The organism is Biostraticola tofi, from assembly GCF_004343195.1.
Lineage (GTDB): Bacteria > Pseudomonadota > Gammaproteobacteria > Enterobacterales > Enterobacteriaceae > Biostraticola > Biostraticola tofi.
The window spans coordinates 425,187-445,949 of the sequence record NZ_SMCR01000002.1; the positions used below are offsets into that span (position 1 = coordinate 425,187).

Annotated in this window: 21 protein-coding genes and 1 other annotated feature (1 of these 22 cut by a window edge); of the genes, 16 read left to right on the forward strand and 5 right to left on the reverse strand. The window is 55.3% G+C overall.

Annotated features, from left to right (window positions below; genetic code table 11):
- The first annotated feature begins 56 nt into the window (after positions 1-56).
- The 8 genes from osmY to deoD all read left to right on the forward strand — a co-directional run bounded on the left by osmY (position 57) and on the right by deoD (position 7,078).
- Complete coding sequence (gene osmY / locus EDC52_RS06170; protein WP_131864444.1) at positions 57-671, forward strand: molecular chaperone OsmY; 615 nt, start codon at positions 57-59, stop codon at positions 669-671.
- 136 nt (positions 672-807) lie between these two features.
- Positions 808-969: a DUF1328 domain-containing protein gene (locus EDC52_RS06175; RefSeq protein WP_131864445.1), complete on the forward strand. Its 162-nt coding sequence runs from the start codon at positions 808-810 to the stop codon at positions 967-969.
- A 79-nt stretch (positions 970-1,048) separates the two neighbouring features.
- Positions 1,049-1,237 carry a CsbD family protein gene (locus EDC52_RS06180; RefSeq protein WP_131864446.1) on the forward strand — a complete coding sequence of 63 codons (189 nt, stop codon included), beginning with the start codon at positions 1,049-1,051 and terminating at the stop codon, positions 1,235-1,237.
- Between the two features lie 471 nt (positions 1,238-1,708).
- Entirely contained in the window at positions 1,709-2,500 is a 792-nt protein-coding gene (locus EDC52_RS06185; protein ID WP_131864447.1) for a TatD family hydrolase, read from the forward strand.
- A gap of 314 nt (positions 2,501-2,814) precedes the next feature.
- A complete protein-coding gene (deoC, locus tag EDC52_RS06190) occupies positions 2,815-3,594 on the forward strand; it encodes a deoxyribose-phosphate aldolase (protein WP_131864448.1) in 780 nt (259 codons plus the stop codon).
- Positions 3,595-3,674: 80 nt separating this feature from the next.
- Positions 3,675-5,003 carry a thymidine phosphorylase gene (gene deoA, locus EDC52_RS06195; protein ID WP_131864449.1) on the forward strand — a complete coding sequence of 443 codons (1,329 nt, stop codon included), beginning with the start codon at positions 3,675-3,677 and terminating at the stop codon, positions 5,001-5,003.
- A 77-nt stretch (positions 5,004-5,080) separates the two neighbouring features.
- The gene (gene deoB, locus EDC52_RS06200; protein ID WP_131864450.1) at positions 5,081-6,304 is read left to right on the forward strand and encodes a phosphopentomutase; all 1,224 of its coding nucleotides are present in this window, start codon (positions 5,081-5,083) and stop codon (positions 6,302-6,304) included.
- Positions 6,305-6,361: 57 nt separating this feature from the next.
- Positions 6,362-7,078: a purine-nucleoside phosphorylase gene (gene deoD, locus EDC52_RS06205; RefSeq protein WP_131864451.1), complete on the forward strand. Its 717-nt coding sequence runs from the start codon at positions 6,362-6,364 to the stop codon at positions 7,076-7,078.
- Here deoD and EDC52_RS06210 read toward each other — a convergent pair.
- A complete protein-coding gene (locus EDC52_RS06210) occupies positions 7,075-7,758 on the reverse strand; it encodes a YtjB family periplasmic protein (RefSeq protein WP_131864452.1) in 684 nt (227 codons plus the stop codon). The two genes, deoD and EDC52_RS06210, sit on opposite strands and share 4 nt — an antisense overlap.
- 110 nt (positions 7,759-7,868) lie before the next feature.
- Between EDC52_RS06210 and serB the strand changes: the two genes are divergently transcribed.
- From serB to nadR, 3 genes are all read left to right on the forward strand, one after another.
- Positions 7,869-8,846, forward strand: a complete 978-nt coding sequence (serB, locus tag EDC52_RS06215) for a phosphoserine phosphatase (RefSeq protein ID WP_131864453.1) — start codon at positions 7,869-7,871, stop codon at positions 8,844-8,846.
- Positions 8,847-8,910: 64 nt separating this feature from the next.
- Positions 8,911-10,296, forward strand: a complete 1,386-nt coding sequence (gene radA / locus EDC52_RS06220; RefSeq protein ID WP_131864454.1) for a DNA repair protein RadA — start codon at positions 8,911-8,913, stop codon at positions 10,294-10,296.
- A gap of 71 nt (positions 10,297-10,367) precedes the next feature.
- Positions 10,368-11,597 (forward strand): multifunctional transcriptional regulator/nicotinamide-nucleotide adenylyltransferase/ribosylnicotinamide kinase NadR, encoded by a 1,230-nt coding sequence (gene nadR / locus EDC52_RS06225; RefSeq protein ID WP_131864455.1) that lies wholly within the window; start codon positions 10,368-10,370, stop codon positions 11,595-11,597.
- A 95-nt stretch (positions 11,598-11,692) separates the two neighbouring features.
- On the opposite strand, the gene ettA is transcribed toward nadR, so the two are convergent.
- Positions 11,693-13,357: an energy-dependent translational throttle protein EttA gene (gene ettA, locus EDC52_RS06230; protein WP_131864456.1), complete on the reverse strand. Its 1,665-nt coding sequence runs from the start codon at positions 13,355-13,357 to the stop codon at positions 11,693-11,695.
- A gap of 430 nt (positions 13,358-13,787) precedes the next feature.
- On the opposite strand from ettA, the gene sltY reads away from it, so the two are divergent.
- The gene (gene sltY, locus EDC52_RS06235) at positions 13,788-15,707 is read left to right on the forward strand and encodes a murein transglycosylase (protein ID WP_131864686.1); all 1,920 of its coding nucleotides are present in this window, start codon (positions 13,788-13,790) and stop codon (positions 15,705-15,707) included.
- A 55-nt stretch (positions 15,708-15,762) separates the two neighbouring features.
- Positions 15,763-16,119 carry a trp operon repressor gene (gene trpR, locus EDC52_RS06240; protein ID WP_131864457.1) on the forward strand — a complete coding sequence of 119 codons (357 nt, stop codon included), beginning with the start codon at positions 15,763-15,765 and terminating at the stop codon, positions 16,117-16,119.
- A gap of 18 nt (positions 16,120-16,137) precedes the next feature.
- Here trpR and yjjX read toward each other — a convergent pair whose 3' ends face one another.
- Positions 16,138-16,674 carry an inosine/xanthosine triphosphatase gene (gene yjjX, locus EDC52_RS06245; RefSeq protein ID WP_131864458.1) on the reverse strand — a complete coding sequence of 179 codons (537 nt, stop codon included), beginning with the start codon at positions 16,672-16,674 and terminating at the stop codon, positions 16,138-16,140.
- Between the two features lie 50 nt (positions 16,675-16,724).
- On the opposite strand from yjjX, the gene gpmB reads away from it, so the two are divergent.
- On the forward strand, positions 16,725-17,372 hold the full coding sequence (gene gpmB / locus EDC52_RS06250) for a 2,3-diphosphoglycerate-dependent phosphoglycerate mutase GpmB (protein WP_131864459.1): 648 nt from the start codon (positions 16,725-16,727) through the stop codon (positions 17,370-17,372).
- Here the strand turns inward: gpmB and robA are convergent.
- Complete coding sequence (robA, locus tag EDC52_RS06255; RefSeq protein ID WP_131864460.1) at positions 17,369-18,241, reverse strand: MDR efflux pump AcrAB transcriptional activator RobA; 873 nt, start codon at positions 18,239-18,241, stop codon at positions 17,369-17,371. The two genes, gpmB and robA, sit on opposite strands and share 4 nt — an antisense overlap.
- A 185-nt stretch (positions 18,242-18,426) precedes the next feature.
- Here robA and creA point away from each other — a divergent pair, with 185 nt between their 5' ends.
- Entirely contained in the window at positions 18,427-18,900 is a 474-nt protein-coding gene (gene creA, locus EDC52_RS06260) for a protein CreA (protein WP_131864461.1), read from the forward strand.
- Positions 18,901-19,000: 100 nt separating this feature from the next.
- On the opposite strand, the gene arcA is transcribed toward creA, so the two are convergent.
- The gene (gene arcA / locus EDC52_RS06265; protein WP_131864462.1) at positions 19,001-19,717 is read right to left on the reverse strand and encodes a two-component system response regulator ArcA; all 717 of its coding nucleotides are present in this window, start codon (positions 19,715-19,717) and stop codon (positions 19,001-19,003) included.
- Between the two features lie 977 nt (positions 19,718-20,694).
- Between arcA and thrL the strand changes: the two genes are divergently transcribed.
- Entirely contained in the window at positions 20,695-20,763 is a 69-nt protein-coding gene (thrL, locus tag EDC52_RS20410; RefSeq protein WP_131864687.1) for a thr operon leader peptide, read from the forward strand.
- Positions 20,702-20,763 (forward strand) — a sequence feature (Thr leader region) (it continues 56 nt past the right edge of the window). Its footprint overlaps the gene before it by 62 nt.

Here is a 20,763-nt window from a genome sequence, read left to right on the forward strand (position 1 = left end):
ACCGTTGTGGCGATAACACCCGTATTATCGGGTGGACAGACTAAAGGAAATAATCGATGAATAAGACCAAAATTGCAAAGTCGCTTACCGCTATTGTTCTTGGATCGGTTCTGGCCAGCGCTACGGCAATGGCAGACACCACCGTGACTCAGGATGCGAAGTCTGCGGCCAGCACCACCGGTGCCAAAATCGATAATTCAATGAAAAACGCGTCGAATTATATGGGCGATAGCGCCGTCACTGCCAAAGTAAAAAGCGCTCTGGTCGGCAATGACGCGATTAACAGCAATGATATTTCAGTCGAAACCAGCCACGGTGTCGTCACGCTGAGCGGCTTTGTCGCCAATCAACAGCAGGCTGAACAGGCAGTTGCCACTGCCGGTAAAGTCGAGGGTGTTAAATCGGTCAGTGATAAGCTGCACGTGAAAGAAAATAACAAAGCATCGGTTAAAACCTATGCCAGCGATACCGCTATTACCAGCGAAGTGAAAGCCAAGCTGCTGGCTGATGATGCGGTTCCCTCGCGCAAGATTAAAGTCGAAACCACCGATGGCATCGTTCAACTAAGCGGTGATGTCGAAAACGATCAGCAGTCTACCCGCGCCGAAAGCGTGTCCAAGGCTGTTGAAGGGGTTAAAAGCGTCAAGAATGATCTGAAGATCGTGAAATAATAACGATTTCTTTCAAGACTGGCGATGTAGGCGTAAGCAATAAAACAAACCGGTGATTTCACAGGAAGGGAAGCCAACTTCCCCTCCTCCGGTAATACGAGAGTAGTACTTCCATCATTTGGGTAAGGAGAAGCGTATGTTTCGTTGGGGCATTATTTTTCTGGTTGTTGCCTTGATTGCAGCTGCATTAGGGTTTGGTGGCTTGGCGGGTACTGCAGCGTGGGCAGCTAAAATTGTCTTCGTCGTGGGTATTATCCTGTTCCTGGTAAGCTTGTTCACCGGCCGTCGCGGCAGGTAGCACGTAAATTCGACAGCGGATCTCGAAATATCGAGATCCGTTCAGGAGTGCTGCAAGGCTATATCCCGGAGAGTGAGTCATGAATAGCGACGTCGTAGTGGGCAAATTGAAACAAGTGAAAAGCCAGATGTTGTTATTGTGGGCAGAGTGGTTTGATAACGATTGTGCCTGGGTAGCAGGGAGCAATGACTATCTCTCCGGCGTTCTGCAGGAAGATTATGGTAAAACCGAGCCTGCCTGCTGTAAGCAGCATACTGTTGACCGGTAAAACGCAGATATCCCCCTCTGCCACTGATGAAAGCGCAGATACCCCCTCGGCCACTGATGAAAACGTAGGTACCCCCCCTCTGCCATTAATTAAAGCGCTGGCCGCACTGTAGTGAGGAGTATCAGCTTTACGTTTTATCCACGTCATCTGTAGCAACATTCTTTGCTGCCGCGTTAACATTCATCGTCATCGTCATCGTCATCGTCTGCATTTATTTCTCTTTAATTTGAATTCCCTCTAACCTGCCTTCACATGTAGGTTTACCCGTATGCTGTAGCATGAGCATATGCAATGCGTGACCCTACAGGAGAGCGTATTCATCGTATTTCACTGGGCATTAATTAAAACGCCCTGTTGATTGCTGGTATTGTCGCCTTGTTTACCAAAGCCTTAAATTGACGGGAGCCTGCAAGCTATGGCGCCTATTCCTCAGGGCGTAGTGCCGGGCTGAACCGATATCCAGGAGGGGATATGTCCAGACTGCGGTTTATCGATACACACTGCCACTTTGACTTCCCACCCTTCAAGGACCAGGAAAGTCAAAGCCTGGCTCAGGCAACGGCAGCCGGCGTCAATGGCATCATCGTGCCTGCGGTTGCGGCAGAATATTTCGAACGTATCATGACGCTGGTTGATCGCTTTAACGGTCTTTACGCTGCCCTGGGCATGCATCCTATTGTCATAGAACAGCATGATGAAGCCGGACTGGCGCTGCTGGAACATTACCTGCAGGCTGGCCATCCCCGGCTGGTGGCGATTGGTGAAATCGGCCTGGACGAGTATCGGGCTAACCCGATGTCAGAACGGCAACAGGATGTTTTGCTCAGCCAACTGAAACTGGCTGACCGCTATGACCTGCCGGTGATACTGCACTCCAGGCGCACGCATGATCGGCTGGCGGCGGTGCTGCGGCGTCAGCCGGTGGCGCGTACCGGTGTGGTGCATGGTTTTGCCGGCAGTTACCAGCAGGCCCAGGCTTTTATCCGGCTGGGATATTACATTGGCGTCGGCGGTACCATTACCTATGAGCGTGCCGCCAAGACCCGCACGGTAATGGCCCGGCTGCCGCTCGACCGACTGCTGCTGGAGACTGATGCGCCCGATATGCCGTTGGCCGGGTTTCAGGGCCAGCCTAACCGGCCTGAGAGAGCGGTCTTGACGTTCAGGGCGCTGTGCGGACTGCGCAGTGAAACGCCGGAGCAGCTAGCCGAAGCGCTCTATCAAAACAGCCTGCGGCTGTTCCGTCTCGATCAGGTGCCTTAAAAATGAACATCCTGCCGACTTGAGCGGCTAAGTCGGTAAATATTCGTCTCTGATTGTCTAATTCGTTAAGCTGATACAGCTTATTTGACTCAGATATGGAAAAATAAGGGTGAATTCGACAGCGGGCAAAACGGAACGTTTGCCCTTATTACCGGCATTTGCGGTGAGAAGGAACTCTGATACCCCGCGCTTTGCGGGACTCTCTTCATGGAACCAAGTCCGCTCGCCAACCTTGTCAGCGTGACGCTGCCTTACCGGGCATCCCCCGGTTTACAGGTAATGCGCGCTGAAGTCATCGTAAGTTGGAGAGTACTATGAATGATATAACCGTTGCAGCGCAACGCGCCCTGGGCCTGATGGACCTGACTACCCTGAATGATGACGATACCCGTGAAAAGGTCATCGCCCTTTGCCGACTGGCTAACAGCCCGGCCGGCAAAACGGCGGCGGTGTGCGTCTATCCCCGCTTTGTTCCGGTGGCCCGCAAAGCTCTGCAGCAGGCGGGGGCCAGCGACGTGCTCATTGCTACCGTCACCAATTTCCCCCATGGCGATGATGATGTGGAGATCGCCGTAGCCGAGACCGGTGCCGCCATTGCCTACGGTGCCGATGAAGTGGATGTGGTGTTTCCCTATCGGGCTCTTATCGCCGGTAACGAACAGGTGGGATTGACGCTGGTGCAGGAATGCAAGGCGTTATGCGCAGCAGCCGGCGTCACGCTGAAGGTCATTATCGAAAGCGGCGAACTGCGCCGGCCTGAGCTGATTCGCCGCGCTTCGGAACTGGCCATTGCCGGCGGCGCCGATTTTATCAAAACCTCGACAGGCAAAGTGCCGGTCAATGCAACGCTTGAAAGCGCGGAAATAATGCTTGGGGTGATTGCCGATCTGGGCGTCGGCGATACCGTCGGCTTTAAGGCGGCGGGCGGCGTACGCACCGCCGAGGAGGCGGCGGAATACCTGGCGCTGGCGGATCGGATACTGGGTCCGGAGTGGGCAGATGTCCGCCATTTCCGCTTTGGCGCCTCCAGCTTGCTCGCTAGCCTGCTGACCGCATTGGGCCAGGAAACCCGCAGCAGTAGCGGCAGTTATTAAGTCGGCGGGTAATCAAGGTTGGATAATCGGCTTTTTTCTTGCGGACCCGAGTCCGCACTACGCAGCAGGTAGAGGATGCCATGTTCCTGACACAGGAAATAATTCGAAAAAAACGCGATGGCGGCGTACTGAGCGAACAGGAAATCCGATTTTTCATAAACGGAATTCGTGACAATACCGTTTCCGAAGGTCAAATCGCCGCATTTGCCATGACGGTTTTTTATCATGATATGAATATTGACGAGCGAGTGGCGTTGACGCTGGCGATGCGCGACTCCGGTCATCAGTTGCAATGGGCAACTTGCGGCCTCAACGGTCCGGTGGTCGATAAACATTCCACTGGCGGGGTAGGCGATGTCACCTCGCTGATGCTGGGTCCGATGGTCGCGGCCTGCGGCGGTTTTGTGCCGATGATTTCAGGCCGGGGGCTCGGGCATACCGGGGGAACGCTGGACAAGCTCGAGTCTATCCCCGGCATGGATATATTCCCTGATGAACGGCGACTGAAAGACATTATCAAGGATGTCGGGGTGGCGATTATCGGCCAGACCAACTCTCTGGCGCCGGCGGACAAGCGTTTCTATGCGACCAGGGATACCACCGCGACCGTCGATTCGATCGCCCTTATTACCGCATCGATTCTGGCGAAGAAGCTGGCCGAAGGGCTGGATGCGTTAGTGATGGATGTGAAGGTCGGGTCCGGGGCGCTGATGGCGACATTGGAGCAATCAGAAGCGCTGGCCCAGTCTATCGTCAGCGTGGCTAATGGCGCCGGATGCAAGACCACGGCTCTGCTTACCGACATGAATCAGGTACTGGCCTCCAGCGCCGGCAATGCGCTGGAAGTACGCGAAGCGGTGCGTTTCCTAACCGGTGATGAGCGTAACCCGCGTCTGCTGTCGGTGACGCTGGCCCTGTGCAGTGAAATGCTGGTGACATCCGGTCTGGCTGCCGGCGATGCCGAGGCGCGGGCAGCTTTGCAAAAGGTGCTGGACAATGGCGAGGCGGCAGAGCGCTTCGGCAGGATGATCGCCGCCCAGGGCGGACCAAATGATTTTATCAGTCGCTACGACCGCTATCTGCCGGAAGCCACACTCAGTAAACCGGTGTTTGCTGATGGTGAAGGATACGTCAGCGCCATGGATACCCGCGAGCTGGGCATGGCGGTGGTGTCTTTGGGCGGTGGCCGGCGACGTCCCGGCGACAGTATCGACTACAGCGTCGGTCTGACCTCCATGGTGCGGCTGGGCGAAGCGGTCGATGGCATGCGTCCGCTGGCGGTTATCCATGCTGCCAGTGAGGACAGCTGGCAACAGGCGGCTGAGCGAGTCCGTGCCTCGGTCCGACTGTCGACCCGTCCTGCGGCCCCTGGCGAGGTGATCTACAAACGCATTTTGCCCTCGGCATGATCTTTAAGCAGACATCAGCGGCGGTAAAGGGACTCATGGCCGGCAGAGTTATTATTGGCAGTAGCCAGGAGAATACAATGAAACGTGCTTTTATCATGATGCTTGACTCGTTCGGCATCGGCTCCGCCCACGATGCGGAGAAATTCGGCGACAGCGGCGCCGATACGCTGGGACACATAGCTGAAAAATGCCAGCAGGGAGAAGCGAACCAGGGACGCGGCGGCCCATTGACGCTGCCGAACCTCACCCGTCTTGGGCTGGGGAAAGCGGCAGAGGGCGCCACCGGGCGTTTTCCGGCCGGGCTGGATGCCAACGCAGAGGTGACCGGCGCCTGGGCCTGGGCCAGCGAAATTTCGTCAGGCAAAGATACTCCCTCGGGACATTGGGAAATCGCCGGCGTACCGGTGCTGTTCGACTGGGGCTATTTTGCCGATATTGAGAACAGCTTCCCCCAGGCGCTGCTGGATGAATTAGTCGCAAGCGCTAATCTGCCGGGCTACCTGGGCAACTGTCATTCTTCGGGGACGGTGATTCTCGATAAACTCGGCGAAGAACATATGCGTACCGGCAAGCCGATTTTCTATACTTCGGCGGACTCGGTGTTCCAGATTGCCTGTCATGAAGAGACTTTTGGCCTGGATCGGCTGTACAGCCTGTGCGAAACAGCGCGACAGATCCTGACCGACGGTGGATATAACATCGGCCGGGTGATTGCCCGGCCCTTTATCGGCAGCCAGGCCGGGCATTTCGAACGCACCGGCAACCGTCACGATCTGGCGGTTGAACCCCCCTCGCCGACCATGTTAAAAAAATTGGTGGATGAGAAGGGCGGCCAAGTCGTTTCCGTCGGTAAGATTGCCGATATCTATGCCCAGGTCGGCATTACCCGCAAGGTAAAAGCGACCGGTCTGGATGCGTTGTTTGACGCCACTATTGCAGAAATGCGTCAGGCGCGCGACCAGACTATCGTGTTCACCAATTTTGTTGACTTCGATTCCGCCTACGGACACCGCCGGGACGTTGCCGGCTACGCCGCCGCGCTCGAACTGTTTGATCGCCGCCTGCCGGAGCTTATCGCTCTGTTGGCGCCGGATGACATGCTGATCCTGACCGCAGACCACGGTTGCGATCCCACCTGGTCGGGAACTGACCATACCCGTGAATATGTACCGGTACTGATTTACGGGCTGAATATCAAGCCCGGCAATTATGGCCATAGGGAAACGTTTGCCGATATCGGCCAGACGGTAGCGCACTATTTCGGCTTGAGTCCGATGGATTATGGTACTGCGATACTTTGACCGCCCTGGGCAGGGGGTCCCTGCCCACTATGTACAATGAAAAGGAACGATTACATTATGGCCACGCCACATATCAACGCCGAAAAAGGTGATTTTGCAGACGTTGTACTGATGCCCGGCGATCCGCTCAGGGCCAAATACATCGCCGACACATTCCTCGCCGGCGCCCGGGAAGTGAACAACGTGCGCGGCATGCTGGGCTATACCGGTGACTATAAAGGCCGCCGTGTTTCGGTGATGGGGCACGGCATGGGTATCCCTTCCTGCTCGATCTATACCAAAGAGCTGATTACCGAATTTGATGTAAAGCAGATTATTCGCGTCGGCTCATGCGGGGCGGTACGCAGTGATGTCGACTTGCGCGATGTGGTGATTGGCCTGGGAGCCTGCACTGATTCCAAGGTGAACCGCATGCGCTTCAAAGACCATGACTTCGCCGCTATTGCCGATTACCACATGGTACATAATGCGGTAGAGGCGGCCAACACGCTGGGTGTGAAGGTGCGAGTCGGCAACCTTTTTTCCGCTGATCTGTTCTATACCCCTGATCCGCAGATGTTTGACGTCATGGAAAAATACGGCATTCTCGGCGTGGAGATGGAGGCGGCGGGCATCTACGGCGTTGCAGCTGAATTCGGCGCCCGGGCCATGGCCATTTGCACCGTATCGGATCACATTCGCACCGGCGCTGCCTTAAGCGCCGCCGATCGTCAGACCACCTTTAACGAGATGATTGAAGTGGCGCTGGAATCGGTACTGCGCGATAAAGCCTAGCGGTCAGGCGAGGAGGGGCCATTCGGGGAGGAAGGGTTATCCTGCTGCTCGTTGCGCCGCTCCGCCAGCGGCCTGCCTGCCGTCAGCAGATACGGAGACTGCTGCCATCGACTACGGCGATTCTGCAGCAGGGTGCGCGCCAGGATGATACCGATGGCCAATGCCAGCAGGATCATCAGGCGCAGCAGGTTAGTGGTGTTATCGACCTGCTTGGCATCGGTTTCCAGCACATGGGTATCAAGCGTCAGGCGTACGAATCCGCTGGGCGCTCCCTCTTTCGAGATAATGGCATGGACCAGTTGATGATTGAAATAGCTGCCGGCGCGGGGCTTATCAATCGCCAGCCGGTCGCGCACGCTGACATTTTCCCCGGCCCTGGCAATCAGTGCGCCGTCAATGCCGTAAACGCTGGCATCCAGAATGCGGCTCTGGTGTGTTAACTGGTCAAGTATCGCCTGCACCGGCGCGCTGCTGGTGTCGCCAAGGCCCATCAGCGGCGACAGCTGTCCGGCCAACTGACGTACCAGCGTGCTGGCCAGTTCATCAACCTGCGCCGAACGCGCCACCTGGTGACTGAGGCTGAAATAACTTGCCCCCTGCATCAGGGCGACCAGCAGCGTGACGCAGATAAGGACAATGGCGGTCCGGTGTAACCGAAACGTAAGTTTAGCGCGGGCCATGGAGTACCTTCTCTAATTTATCGCTTTATGTTGCCAGAAGCGCCAGCGATAGGATAGCTTGATGCGCGTCGTTTTACCGTATAGAACCATTAATGCTACAGGAGTAATTGATGCCTATTAGTCTGACCTACTGTGATCTCCCCAGCGAGATTTCGCTATGGCCGGGACTGCCGCTATCGTTAAGCGGTGATGAAGTCATGCCCCTTGATTACCGGGCCGGCCATACCGGTTGGTTATTATACGGCAAAACGCTCGATAAGTTGATGCTCGCTCGCTTCCAGCAGAAGCTGGGCGCGGCGATGGTGATTGTTTTCGCCTGGCATGTCGGCGAGTATCAGGTGATCCGCCTGGCCGGCTCCCTGACGCCACGCGCCACCAAACTGGCCCATGAGCTGTGCCTTGATGTGGCGCCGTTTGATAAAACGCCGCATTTACGCGCACCGGGCCTGCTTATCATGGATATGGACTCTACCGCCATCCAGATAGAGTGCATTGATGAAATCGCCAAACTGGCGGGCGTCGGCGAACAGGTGGCCGCCGTGACTGAACGGGCGATGCGCGGGGAGCTCGATTTCGCCCAAAGCCTGCGTTTTCGCGTGGCGACCCTCAAAGGAGCGGATGCGCAAATTCTGCGACAGGTGCGCGACCAGCTGCCGCTGATGCCAGGCTTGACCGAGCTGGTGCGAAAACTGCAAAGCATGGGCTGGCAGGTGGCTATCGCTTCCGGCGGCTTTACTTACTATGCTGAATATCTGCGCGACAGACTGCGGCTGGCCTCCGTGGTGGCTAATGAGCTGGAGATCCGTGACGGCCGGCTGACCGGGGAGGTGGTCGGCCCTATCGTCGATGCCGCTTTTAAAGCCAATCAGCTCAAGGTCCTGACCAATAAGCTTGGCATACCACTTACCCAGACGGTTGCGATTGGCGACGGTGCCAATGATCTGTTGATGATACAATCGGCCGGGCTGGGCATCGCCTATCATGCCAAACCGAAGGTGAATGATCTGAGCAAGGTGACTATCCGTCATGCCGATCTGATGGGGGTGCTGTGCATCCTGACCGGCAATCTTAAAAACGAAGAGAGATAGGCCGCGGCTCGCCTGACTGCTGCGGCAGACGCCTTTCTAAACTAACTGAACTCCAGAGGTATTCGTGGCAAAAGCGGTAAAACGCGCCTTCGTCTGTAATGAATGCGGGGCGGATTATCCGCGCTGGCAAGGGCAGTGCAGCGCCTGCCAGGCGTGGAACACCATTACGGAGGTCCGGTTAGCGTCAAGCCCGGCCGAGGCGCGCAATGACCGGTTCAGCGGCTATGCCGGGGAAACCGGCGTCAGCAAGGTGCGCAGGCTATCTGATATCAGTCTGGAGGAAGTGCCGCGCTTCACTACCGGCTTCAAGGAATTTGACCGGGTGCTGGGCGGCGGGGTGGTGCCCGGCAGTGCTATCCTCATCGGCGGCAGCCCCGGGGCCGGTAAAAGTACCCTGCTGCTGCAGACGCTGTGCAAGCTGTCTGAGCAGATGAAAACGCTGTATGTCACCGGCGAGGAGTCATTGCAGCAGGTTGCCATGCGTGCGCATCGGCTCGGTCTCCCGACCGGCGGACTTAATATGCTGTCTGAAACCAGCATTGAGCAAATCTGCCTGATCGCCTCTGAAGAGAAACCCCGCCTGATGGTCATCGATTCCATCCAGGTGATGCACCTGTCCGATATCCAGTCGTCGCCGGGCAGTGTGGCCCAGGTGCGCGAATCTGCCGCCTGGCTGACCCGTTTTGCCAAAACCCAGGGGGTGGCGATCATCATGGTCGGCCACGTCACCAAAGACGGCGCGCTGGCCGGACCAAAAGTGCTGGAGCACTGCATCGATTGCTCTATCATGCTGGATGGCGACGGCGACTCGCGTTTTCGTACCTTACGCAGCCATAAGAACCGCTTCGGCGCCGTCAATGAGCTGGGGGTGTTCGCCATGACGGAGCAGGGCTTGCGAGAGGTCAGCAACCCATCGGCCATTTTCCTCAGCCGTGGCGAAGAAATGACCCCCGGCAGCAGCGTGATGGTGGTCTGGGAAGGCACTCGACCGCTGCTGGTCGAGATTCAGGCGTTGGTCGATCACTCGATGATGTCCAATCCACGGCGTGTGGCGGTCGGACTGGAGCAGAATCGGCTAGCGATCCTGCTGGCGGTGCTGCACCGCCACGGCGGCCTTCAGATGGCCGATCAGGACGTGTTTGTCAATGTTGTTGGCGGTGTTAAGGTCAGTGAAACCAGCGCCGATCTGGCGTTGATGCTGGCAATGGTGTCGAGCCTGCGCGATCGGCCGTTGCCGCGCGATCTGGTGGTGTTTGGCGAGGTGGGGCTGGCCGGCGAAATACGCCCGGTGCCCAGTGGGCAGGAACGTATTACCGAAGCGGCAAAACACGGTTTTCGCCGCGCCATCGTACCTCAGGCCAATGTGCCGAAAAAACCTCAGGAGAATATGCAAATCTTCGGAGTGAAAAAGCTGTCCGATGCGCTGTCTATCCTGGAAGAACTGGATTAAGCGCGGCATTGCCTGGCTGGCCCGGCGGCCACGGATTAACCCTTATTAAGCTTTAAACCTGCGGGAGGGGTATGTCGTCATTCGATTATCTCAAGAGTGCGATAAAACAACAGGGATGTACGCTGCAACAGGTCGCTCAGGCCTGCGGCATGACCAAGGGCTACCTGAGTCAGTTGCTCAATGCCAAGATAAAAAGCCCCAGCGCCCAGAAGCTTGAGGCGATTCATCGTTTTCTGAACCTGGATTTCCCGCGCCGGCCGAAGAAAACCGGGGTGGTATTCGGTAAATTCTATCCGCTGCACACCGGGCATATTTATCTTATCCAGCGTGCCTGCAGCCAGGTGGATGAGCTGCATGTCGTGCTCAACTACGATGAGCTGCGTGACAGGAAACTGTTTGAAGACAGCGCCATGTCTGGGCAGCCAACGGTGAGCGATCGCCTGCGCTGGCTGCTGCAGACCTTCAAATACCAGAAGAATATCCGCATTCACGCCTTTAACGAGCAAGGCATGGAGCCCTATCCCCATGGTTGGGACGTCTGGAGCCAGGGGGTAAAGTCATTCATGGCAGAAAAGGGCATCGAGCCTGACCTTATCTACTCAAGCGAGGCCCAGGATGTTGCTCTGTACCGTGAACACCTAGGCATCGAAACGCTGCTGGTGGATCCGGACCGTTCATTCATGGCGATAAGCGGCGAGCAGATCCGTCAGAATCCGTTCCACTACTGGGACTATATCCCCACCGAGGTGAAACCGTTTTTTGTCCGTACCGTGGCGCTTATCGGCGGCGAATCCAGCGGTAAATCCACCATGGTCAACAAGCTGGCCAATATCTTCAATACGACCAGCGCGTGGGAATACGGCCGTGAATATGTGTTCTCACATCTGGGCGGCGATGAAATGGCCTTGCAGTATTCAGACTATGACAAAATCGCCCTGGGTCAGGCGCAATATATTGATTTCGCGGTAAAATATGCCAATAAAGTGGCATTTATCGACACTGATTTCGTCACCAGCCAGGCATTTTGCATAAAATACCATGGGCGGGAACATGCCTTTGTACAGGCGATGATCGATGAATACCGCTTTGATCTGGTCATCCTGCTCAAGAATAACACGCCCTGGGTGGCCGATGGCCTGCGCAGCCTGGGTGCGCCGGGGGATCGCAATGATTTTCAACAACTGCTCGAATCCTTGCTGATCAAAAATGATATTCCGTATGTGCGTATCGACGTGGCGGACTACGACCAGCGTTTCCTGCAGTCAATCGAGCTGGTGCGCGATCTGCTGGGTGAGCGTTAGTACGAGCCACTGCCGGCGGCTAAATTAACCGCCTGCGACCGGTGGGCCGGGTCTGAAATGATTGCTCTCAGACCTGGCCGGCAGGTTACTCGGCGTTACGATATCTTTTTATATTTGATTCGGTGAGGCTGTAGGGCTTCAGCACCCAGCGTTTTCTTTTTCCACTCTTCGTATTCGGTGAAGTTGCCTTCAAAGAATTCGATTTTGCCTTCATCCTGATAGTCGATAATGTGGGTAGCGATACGGTCCAGGAACCAGCGGTCATGGGAGATGACCATGGCGCAGCCCGGGAACTCCAGCAGGGCGTTTTCCAGCGCGCGCAGTGTTTCCACGTCCAGATCGTTGGTCGGTTCATCGAGCAGCAGCATATTGCCGCCAACCTGCAGCAGCTTGGCCAGATGGACACGACCTCGTTCGCCACCGGACAGTTCGCCGATACGCTTGCCTTGATCGACCCCTTTGAAGTTGAAACGCCCGACATAAGCGCGGCTCGGTAATTCAAATGAGCCAATGCGCATGATGTCCTGGCCGCCGGAAATCTCTTCCCACACCGTTTTGCTGTTGTCCATGTTATCGCGGAACTGATCGACCGATGCCAGTTGGACGGTATCCCCCAGGCTGATACTGCCGCTGTCGGGCTGCTCCTTATCCGACAGCAGGCGGAACAGCGTCGACTTACCGGCGCCGTTGGGACCGATGATGCCGACGATGGCGCCTTTCGGCACCGCGAAAGTCAGATCTTCAATCAACACGCGATCGCCATATGACTTACGCAGGCCGTTGACCTCCAGCACTTTATCGCCAAGACGGGCGCCGGGCGGAATAAACAGCTCACTGGTCTCGTTACGTTTCTGATATTCGACGCTGTTGAGTTCCTCGAAGCGCGCCAGACGGGCCTTGCCTTTTGATTGACGGCCTTTGGCATTGCTGCGTACCCACTCCAGCTCTTTCTGGATCGATTTGCGACGCGCCGCTTCAGAGGAGGCTTCCTGGGAAAGACGCTGGTCTTTCTGCTCAAGCCAGGAAGAGTAGTTGCCTTCCCAGGGAATGCCTTCACCGCGGTCAAGCTCGAGGATCCAGCCGGCAACGTTGTCCAGGAAGTAGCGGTCATGGGTAATAGCGACCACGGTACCTTCATAGTCGTGCAGGAAGCGCTCCAGCCAGGCGACGGATTCGGCGTCAAGGTGGTTGGTCGGTTCATCAAGCAGCAGCATATCGGGTTTTTCAAGCAGCAGGCGGCAAATCGCCACCCGCCGGCGTTCACCACCGGACAACGTGGCGATTTTGGCATCCCAAGGCGGCAGGCGCAGGGCATCGGCAGCCCGCTCAAGCTGGTTATCCAGATTATGTCCGTCCTGGGCCTGGATAACGGCTTCAAGCTCGCCCTGTTCTTTCGCCAGCTTGTCAAAATCGGCGTCAGCTTCGGCATAGGCGGCATACACTTCATCCAGGCGGGTCAACGCCTGTTTGACCTCGGACACGGCCTCTTCGATTGACTCACGCACCGTTTGTTCAAGATTCAGCTGCGGTTCCTGCGGCAGATAACCGATTTTGAGGCCGGCCTGCGGACGGGCTTCACCTTCAATGTCGGTGTCAATGCCGGCCATGATGCGCAGCAGCGTAGATTTACCGGAACCATTCAGGCCCAGAACGCCGATTTTGGCTCCCGGGAAAAAACTCAGGGAGATATCTTTCAGAATATGGCGTTTCGGCGGAACGATTTTGCCGACGCGATGCATGGTATAGACGTATTGAGCCACGTTGGAAAGAGCCTCTTTTTATTTCTGTTTTAGGTATGCCCCGCCCGAAACGGGGCATGCAAAGGGTGCGCCGGGGTAAGCCAAGACATGCTCTCGCTGGCACCTCGGGTTCTGTCCGGTTTATTGATATGCAGTTTAGCGGTTTTCGTCGCGTTATCACAGCCTGAGCATCCAGCCGGCGATGTCGGCAGATAAATCTGCGGCATTACCCGCAGCCGGTGCGGCACTAATAAGCTGTTTACACATTAATTATCATTAAAAATGAAAATATAGGTAATAGTTAATACAATCGATGGCATACATCAGGCCCCACGGCTAGCATGGTCAGAGTAAACCTGAACCCAATGGCAGGGGCATACCGGTCAGTGCCTGTAAATATCGCACCGATAAGAAAGACATACGCTGAGGATTGGTTTTGATGATAGTCAAGGTGGACAAACGGCGATTTCTGGCGGCAACGGCCTGCCTGATAGTGATGGCTGGATCTGCGAAGGCAGACTCGATAGAGGCACAGCGTCAGCGCTATCTCCAGGTAAAACAGGCCTGGGACAATAACCAGATGGAGGTGGTCAATCAATTGATGCCCTCTCTGGGCGACTACCCGCTCTATCCCTATCTTGAATACCGGGCTTTGTCCGCAGATCTCGGTCAGGCCGATATAGGACAGATCAAGGCGTTTACCGCCGCTCATCCCACGCTGCCGCCGGCACGTTCGCTGCCGGCAAGGTTTATCAACGAGCTGGCCAGGCGTCAAGACTGGCAAAGTTTGCTGGTCTTCAGCCCGGAACCGCCCAAACCGATGGCCGCTCGCTGTAACTATTATTACGCTCAATGGGCAACCGGCAATCAACAGGTCGCCTGGGAAGGGGCCAGGAACCTGTGGCTCAATGGTCACTCATTGCCTGAAAGCTGCAATAAACTGTTTGGTGTCTGGGATCAGGCCGGCGAACGTAGTCCGCTGGCGACCCTTGAGCGCATTCGTCTGGCAATGAAAGAGGGCAATACCAGCCTGGTAAACTATTTGTCCAAGCAGTTACCCAATGAGTACCAGACCATGGGTAATGCGCTGGCGGCACTGCAGGATAACCCGGCGATGGTGGAAGGCTTCGCCAGAAGCGTCGGGCCGACAGATCTGACGCGTGACGCCACCGGCATGGCGCTGGCAAGGCTGGCGCGGCAGAACGTCGAAAATGCCCGCGACATGATTCCCACTCTGGCCAGACTGCAGAAAATGAGCCCGGACCAGCGCCTGGCCATGGACGAAAGCGTTGCCTGGCAATTGATGGGGCCCGACGCGACTGCTGAACAGATCAGGTGGCGTGATGCTGTTATTTTACGCGGACATTCAACGGCGCTGCTGGAGCGGCGGATACGCTCTTCGCTGGGGCAGGGCGATATGGGCGCTGTTCAGGCCTGGCTTGATCGCCTGCCTGACGATGCGCGTCAGAAAGATGAATGGCGCTATTGGCGCGCTGCGCTGATGATCGACAATGGCCGCAAATCGCAGGGTGAACCGATATTACGTGAGTTGATGAAAGAGCGTGGTTTCTATCCGATGGTGGCGGCGCAAAAGCTGGGCGTCAGTTATCCGATCAATGTGGCCCAGGCGGTGAAACCCAGCCCCAGCCTGGGCAAAAGTCCCGAGATAGCCCGAGTCCGGGAATTGATGTACTGGAATATGGATAACCTGGCGCGCAGTGAATGGAGCGGACTGATTCTGAGCCGCAGCAAGCCTGAGCAGGAAGCGTTGGCCCGTTATGCTTTTGAGCAGAAGTGGCCGGACCTGAGCGTGCAGGCAACCATCAGCGGTAAGCTGTGGGACCATTTGGAAGAACGCTTCCCTTTGGCCTGGCATCGTGAATTCCGCCAGGCAACCGACGAGAAAGGCATTTCCCAAAGCTACGCCATGGCGATAGCCCGCCAGGAAAGCGCCTGGAATCCCAAGGTACGGTCCCCGGTAGGCGCCGCCGGCCTGATGCAGCTGATGCCGGCGACTGCCCAGCAAACGGCGCAAATGTTCGGCGTGAGTAACTACAGCAATTCCAGCCAGTTGCTGGATCCGCAGACCAACATTACTCTCGGGACCGCTTACCTGGAATATGTGTATCAGATGTTCGGCCGTAACCGCATCCTGTCAAGCGTTGCCTATAACGCCGGCCCTGGCCGGGTGAATACCTGGCTTGGCAACAGTGCCGGACGCATTGACGCAGTCGCGTTTATCGAAAGCATCCCGTTCTCAGAGACCCGGGGCTACGTTAAAAATGTGCTGGCCTATGATGTGTTCTATCGCTATTTCCTGCGCCAGCCGGCCAAGGTGCTGACCGATGCTGAATGGCAACGGCGTTACTGAGCCGCGGAAAATGTGTTAAACTGCCGTACTAGTTTGATGGTATGGCAGTTTATCAATGACCAATTCACTCTCACCGTCCGATGTAAATCCCAGCGACCGCGCCGAGAGCGATCTGGCCTGGGATCAGTTTGTCGCGCTGCTCGGCCAAGCCTATACAGACCGGCAGCACGGCCCACTGCTCGAATTGATGCTTACCGCCGATGAGCGAGAGGCGCTAGGCACTCGCATCCACATTATTCAGGCTTTACTGAAAGGTGAAATGAGCCAGCGGGAATTAAAAAACGCGCTGGGGACCGGGATTGCGACAATCACCCGAGGCTCGAACAGCCTGAAAACCGCCTCTCCTCAGTTGCGGCAATGGCTTGAACAGCAACTGCTTGATTCAGCAAAAAACAGCGGCCTGGCACCCTAGGCTTTTCCGGCCTTGCTTTCAGGCGCCGTTGCGCCTCGGAGTCTGGTAAATGGCGTTGCAAAAGGGGACCAGTGCCAGACAAAGCGCCTGGTGGTAGACGCTGGTGCGGGTCAGTATGCCGGCAGTGAATACCCCAATGGCGCCGCCTTGGTGCTTAATGTTGTCAATCCCGGTTAATCTTGCCATTTCATGACCTAATTCGCGGCCCTGGGCGATACCTTGTAATATACTGTCTGGTAACATCAAACTGGCAGAGCGCGATTCTCCCCGTAAATGGGTATTCTCGACAACCATCCAGGCAAAGGTCATGTTGCCTTCGACACCGGCCTCCACGCCGACCCAGAAATCAGCTTCGGGGCATACCTGCCGGGCCGCCATGACCCGGTTGCGGGCACCGCTGCGCGTCTGGTGGTCGCCCAGCGGCTGGGACGGAACGCCGCTATCGACGTCGATGCCTTCAAGCCGACAGCTGTCCGGGCCGAAAGTATCGTTAAAGGCTTGCCTGATGGCGTCTATCTTTGCCGGATTGGTAGTTGCAGCTATTACATGATACATAACGTATTCATTACTCCAGTCATTTTCACGCAGTATAACGGAAAACCAACATGTTACAGGTCTATCTTGTTCGCCATGGCGAGACAGAGTGGAATGCACTTCGTCGCATTCAGGGGCAAACCGACAGTGCATTGACCGCTAAAGGTGAACGTCAGGCGCAACAGGTCGCGGATCGTGTTAAATCCATAGGTATTACCCATGTTATCAGCAGCGACCTCGGCCGTACACGACAGACCGCCGGATTTATCGCTGATGCCTGCGGCTGCGAGCTAACGCTCGACCCCCGATTGCGTGAGCTGAGCATGGGCGTGCTGGAAATGCGCGACATTGCGACCCTGACCCGCCAGGAAGAACAGTGGCGCAAGCAGCTGGTGGACGGCACGCCGGAAGGGCGCATCCCTGAAGGCGAGTCGATGACCGAGCTTGCCGCACGGATGCAGGCGGCACTGGATGACTGCCGCAACCTCCCTGATGGCAGCCGGCCGCTGCTGGTCAGCCACGGTATGGCGCTGGGCTGCCTTATCAGCACCGTGCTGGGATTGCCTGCCTATGCGGAACGTCGTCTGCGCTTGCGCAACTGTTCACTGTCGCGCATGGATTATCAGGAAAGTCCTTGGCTGGCGTCAGGCTGGGTGGTGGAAACCGCAGGCGATACCTCACACCTGGATATGCCCGCTCTGGACGAACTCCAGCGCTAACGACGTACCGGAATCAGATATTCGCAGCGGATCTTTTCAGGTAAGGGGCCATCGCGCTCGGCATCGGCCGGCGGAGCGAACTGCTCAATGTCCGGGCCGCTGCGTCTTATCATCTTCATTGACGGTAGGCAGGTACCGTACAGGGTCATGATAAAGCTTTGCAGACCATCAGGCGGCCCCTCATAAATAAACTGGGCATAATCGCCACCTTCTAGCTCAATGGACTGGCTGGTCTGAATATTATTCGGCGCGTGCTGCGGGTCTAGGGCGGTGGTGTAAAACATCTCCTGTTCATCGTCCTTCTCCTGGCTTGGCCGGGAGTCGTTGAGGCCAAACAGCAGAGGCGGTATGGTATCCGCTTCGCCCAGATACTGGCGCCAGAAATGGACGCGCATTTCCATGCGAAAATTGCCGATCTCTTCCAGGGTGCAGGAGTAGCTCTGGGTAATGCCTATCAATCGCCGGGCCGGGAGCGTGATTAAAATCGGCTGCGGCAATGCATGTTGCTCCAGCGAAATCGGCGGGCGGATTCCGTTGGCATCCCATTCCAGTGAACGGCGGTACAGCGCCGGGGTCTGGGCAAACTGTTTTTTAAACGCCCGGGTAAACGTCTGCTGCGAGTCAAAACGATACTGCAGGGCGATATCGAGAATCGGTCGGCTGGTAAGGCGCAGCGCGACCGCTGCTTTGGAGAGACGTCGCGCGCGGATATACGCGCCGATCGCCTGGCCGGTCACTTCTTTGAACATACGTTGCAGGTGCCATTTGGAATATCCGGCTTTGGCGGCAACATTGTCCAGCGAGAGCGGTTGGTCAAGATGTCTTTCCAGCCAACTCAACAGGTCGCGAATAATAGCGGCTTGATCCATAGATCTTCCTCTGGAAACATGTGGTGCACGATGCGTTTTTTTTGTTGACGCATCATAGCAATTTTTTGGTAAAGAGTTCGCCAAAGATTTATTAGGTAATTATTGCCACTGTCTGCTGATATGCTATAAAGCGGATAAGCCTGATAAAACGTCGCATCATTAACCGGAAACATTCCATAAACTCTATGAAAAACAAAATCTTCGCTGCGCTGCTGCTGAGCCTCACCCTGGCGGGTATTGCACAAGCTGAACAAGTAGGATCGGTAGACACGGTGTTCAAGTTTTTTGGACCAGACCATAAAATCGTGGTTGAAGCCTTTGACGATCCCGATGTGAAAAACGTGACCTGTTATCTCAGTCGGGCTAAAACCGGTGGCATCAAGGGGGGATTGGGGCTAGCTGAAGATACTGCCGATGCCGCGATTTCCTGTCAGCAGGTCGGACCCATTACGCTGACCGATAAAATCAAAAATGGCAAACAAAGCGGCAGCGTGGTGTTTCAAAAGCGCACCTCGCTGGTGTTCAAACGGCTGCAGGTCGTGCGTTTTTATGATGCTGACCGTAACGCGCTGATTTATCTTTCCTACTCAGACCGCGTGGTTGACGGATCACCTAAAAATGCCCTGAGCGCCGTGCCAATCATGCCTTGGAACAGATAACCCGCATACAGAACGGGGGCCCAGCTGGCCCCCGTTTCACTTTCGCTAGTCAAGCTGCGATCTCGCCGGTTAAACGGCAACCGGGCGATACAAGGGCCCTTCAGCCTTCAAGATCACCACAAAAACGATAACCCTCGCCATGAATGGTGGCGATGATTTCCGGCGTATCAGGTGTAGATTCGAAATGTTTACGGATACGACGAATCGTCACATCAACGGTGCGGTCATGGGCTTTAAGCTCGCGGCCGGTCATTTTCTTCAGCAGCTCGGCACGGGACTGGATTTTGCCGGGGTTTTCGCAAAAGTGCAGCATGGCGCGGAATTCGCTGCGCGGCAGCTTGTACTGTTCGCCGGTGGGGCTTATCAGCGAGCGGCTGTTGATATCCAGCTCCCAGCCGTTGAATTTGTAGCTTTCAACCAATTTGCGCTCTTCGGGCGCGCTTCCCAGGTTCATGGTACGCGACAGCAGATTACGGGCCCGAATGGTCAGCTCACGGGGATTGAAGGGTTTGGTAATATAGTCATCAGCGCCGATTTCCAGGCCAAGGATTTTGTCTACTTCATTATCACGCCCGGTCAAAAACATCAGCGCTACGCTCGCATGCTCCCGCAATTCACGGGCCAGCAACAGTCCATTCTTACCCGGCAGGTTGATATCCATGATGACCAGGTTGATGTCGTTTTCCGACAGGATCTGATGCATTTCAGCACCATCAGTGGCTTCATGTACCATGTAGCCCTCAGCTTCAAAAATACTTTTGAGGGTGTTGCGGGTAACGGACTCGTCTTCAACGATAAGAATGTGCGGGGTCTGCATGTTTGCTACCTAAAATGACCAACAAAAATTGAAAGAGGAAGTACACAGCCGTTGTCGTCCCTAACATTGCTTCAGGAATAAAGTCGGTTTCCCAAATCTTTGAGGCTAATGTACGTAAACGTGGCCTGCTCAGATTAATCTGCGGCTATCCCGATATGATTAATCTTAATTCAGGGCCGGCTTTTCTCAGGCTCAAATGCCGCATAGCTTACCCTTATTAACAACAATATAACAGCGCCAACCGGATTTGCCACCCCATAAAATTTCATTTTGCTGACATATATCAAAATTGAGACGAACAAGGTGCGCATTTGGATAAAAACATTAACACCACTATCGGCTTACAGGCTTATTAACCGGCTTTGGTATCGCGACGACCGGCCTGAAGATGGCTGAACTCATCTTGGGGCATCGGGTTTATCGAGGGATGTTAGCCCTAGGGCAAGGCAGTTGATATATATATGACTTTGCCACAGAAAACCGGGTTGAAAGTACGGTTTAAATAACATTTTCTTATAACCCTGCCTGGAAATGGGCTGTTAATACTTTGTGAGCCGGCGATTAACTATTGTCACATCTGCATTTGGCTGGACATTATCTTTTGTCGGGTTAAATGCTGCAGTAGACGGCCTTTTATATGCTGCAAAAAAGAACCGCAATTTCCTTTTTAATAAGCTTAACCACTCGATCATGCCGGTTTCAACAGATAAGGCCTGTGGTGTATGGCCCTTTTTCAGTCCGATAAAACCTAAAAAACCCTCACTAGTTTAATATGTTGCATAGTGTTTTGTTAGTGACATTTAAATCTGTATTTTTCCCTAATTCTTGCTATGTTTATGGTGGATGCAGTGTCTTCCGGTGATAAACACTGCTTGTCTTGGGCGGGGATGGCGGGCTGAAATCAGAAATTCATTGACTTGATGGTCAGATTGCTTTAATCCAATAGGCATCAAAAAATGTAAAACATACCGGAACACATGCGTCTACTTAGCCTGACCACCATTATTATCACCATCACCGAAACTACTGGTTACGGTGCGGGCTGA

Excerpts from the sequence above, each read along its gene's own strand:
- deoB (WP_131864450.1), top strand. The coding sequence starts at position 5,081 with ATGAAACGTGCTTTTATCATGATGCTTGACTCGTTCGGCATCGGCTCC.
- deoD (WP_131864451.1), top strand. The coding sequence starts at position 6,362 with ATGGCCACGCCACATATCAACGCCGAAAAAGGTGATTTTGCAGACGTT.
- nadR (WP_131864455.1), top strand. The coding sequence starts at position 10,368 with ATGTCGTCATTCGATTATCTCAAGAGTGCGATAAAACAACAGGGATGT.
- yjjX (WP_131864458.1), bottom strand. The coding sequence starts at position 16,674 with ATGTATCATGTAATAGCTGCAACTACCAATCCGGCAAAGATAGACGCC.
- deoA (WP_131864449.1), top strand. The coding sequence starts at position 3,675 with ATGTTCCTGACACAGGAAATAATTCGAAAAAAACGCGATGGCGGCGTA.
- robA (WP_131864460.1), bottom strand. The coding sequence starts at position 18,241 with ATGGATCAAGCCGCTATTATTCGCGACCTGTTGAGTTGGCTGGAAAGA.
- gpmB (WP_131864459.1), top strand. The coding sequence starts at position 16,725 with ATGTTACAGGTCTATCTTGTTCGCCATGGCGAGACAGAGTGGAATGCA.
- deoC (WP_131864448.1), top strand. The coding sequence starts at position 2,815 with ATGAATGATATAACCGTTGCAGCGCAACGCGCCCTGGGCCTGATGGAC.
- trpR (WP_131864457.1), top strand. The coding sequence starts at position 15,763 with ATGACCAATTCACTCTCACCGTCCGATGTAAATCCCAGCGACCGCGCC.
- osmY (WP_131864444.1), top strand. The coding sequence starts at position 57 with ATGAATAAGACCAAAATTGCAAAGTCGCTTACCGCTATTGTTCTTGGA.
- creA (WP_131864461.1), top strand. The coding sequence starts at position 18,427 with ATGAAAAACAAAATCTTCGCTGCGCTGCTGCTGAGCCTCACCCTGGCG.
- EDC52_RS06180 (WP_131864446.1), top strand. The coding sequence starts at position 1,049 with ATGAATAGCGACGTCGTAGTGGGCAAATTGAAACAAGTGAAAAGCCAG.
- EDC52_RS06210 (WP_131864452.1), bottom strand. The coding sequence starts at position 7,758 with ATGGCCCGCGCTAAACTTACGTTTCGGTTACACCGGACCGCCATTGTC.
- EDC52_RS06175 (WP_131864445.1), top strand. The coding sequence starts at position 808 with ATGTTTCGTTGGGGCATTATTTTTCTGGTTGTTGCCTTGATTGCAGCT.
- serB (WP_131864453.1), top strand. The coding sequence starts at position 7,869 with ATGCCTATTAGTCTGACCTACTGTGATCTCCCCAGCGAGATTTCGCTA.
- EDC52_RS06185 (WP_131864447.1), top strand. The coding sequence starts at position 1,709 with ATGTCCAGACTGCGGTTTATCGATACACACTGCCACTTTGACTTCCCA.
- arcA (WP_131864462.1), bottom strand. The coding sequence starts at position 19,717 with ATGCAGACCCCGCACATTCTTATCGTTGAAGACGAGTCCGTTACCCGC.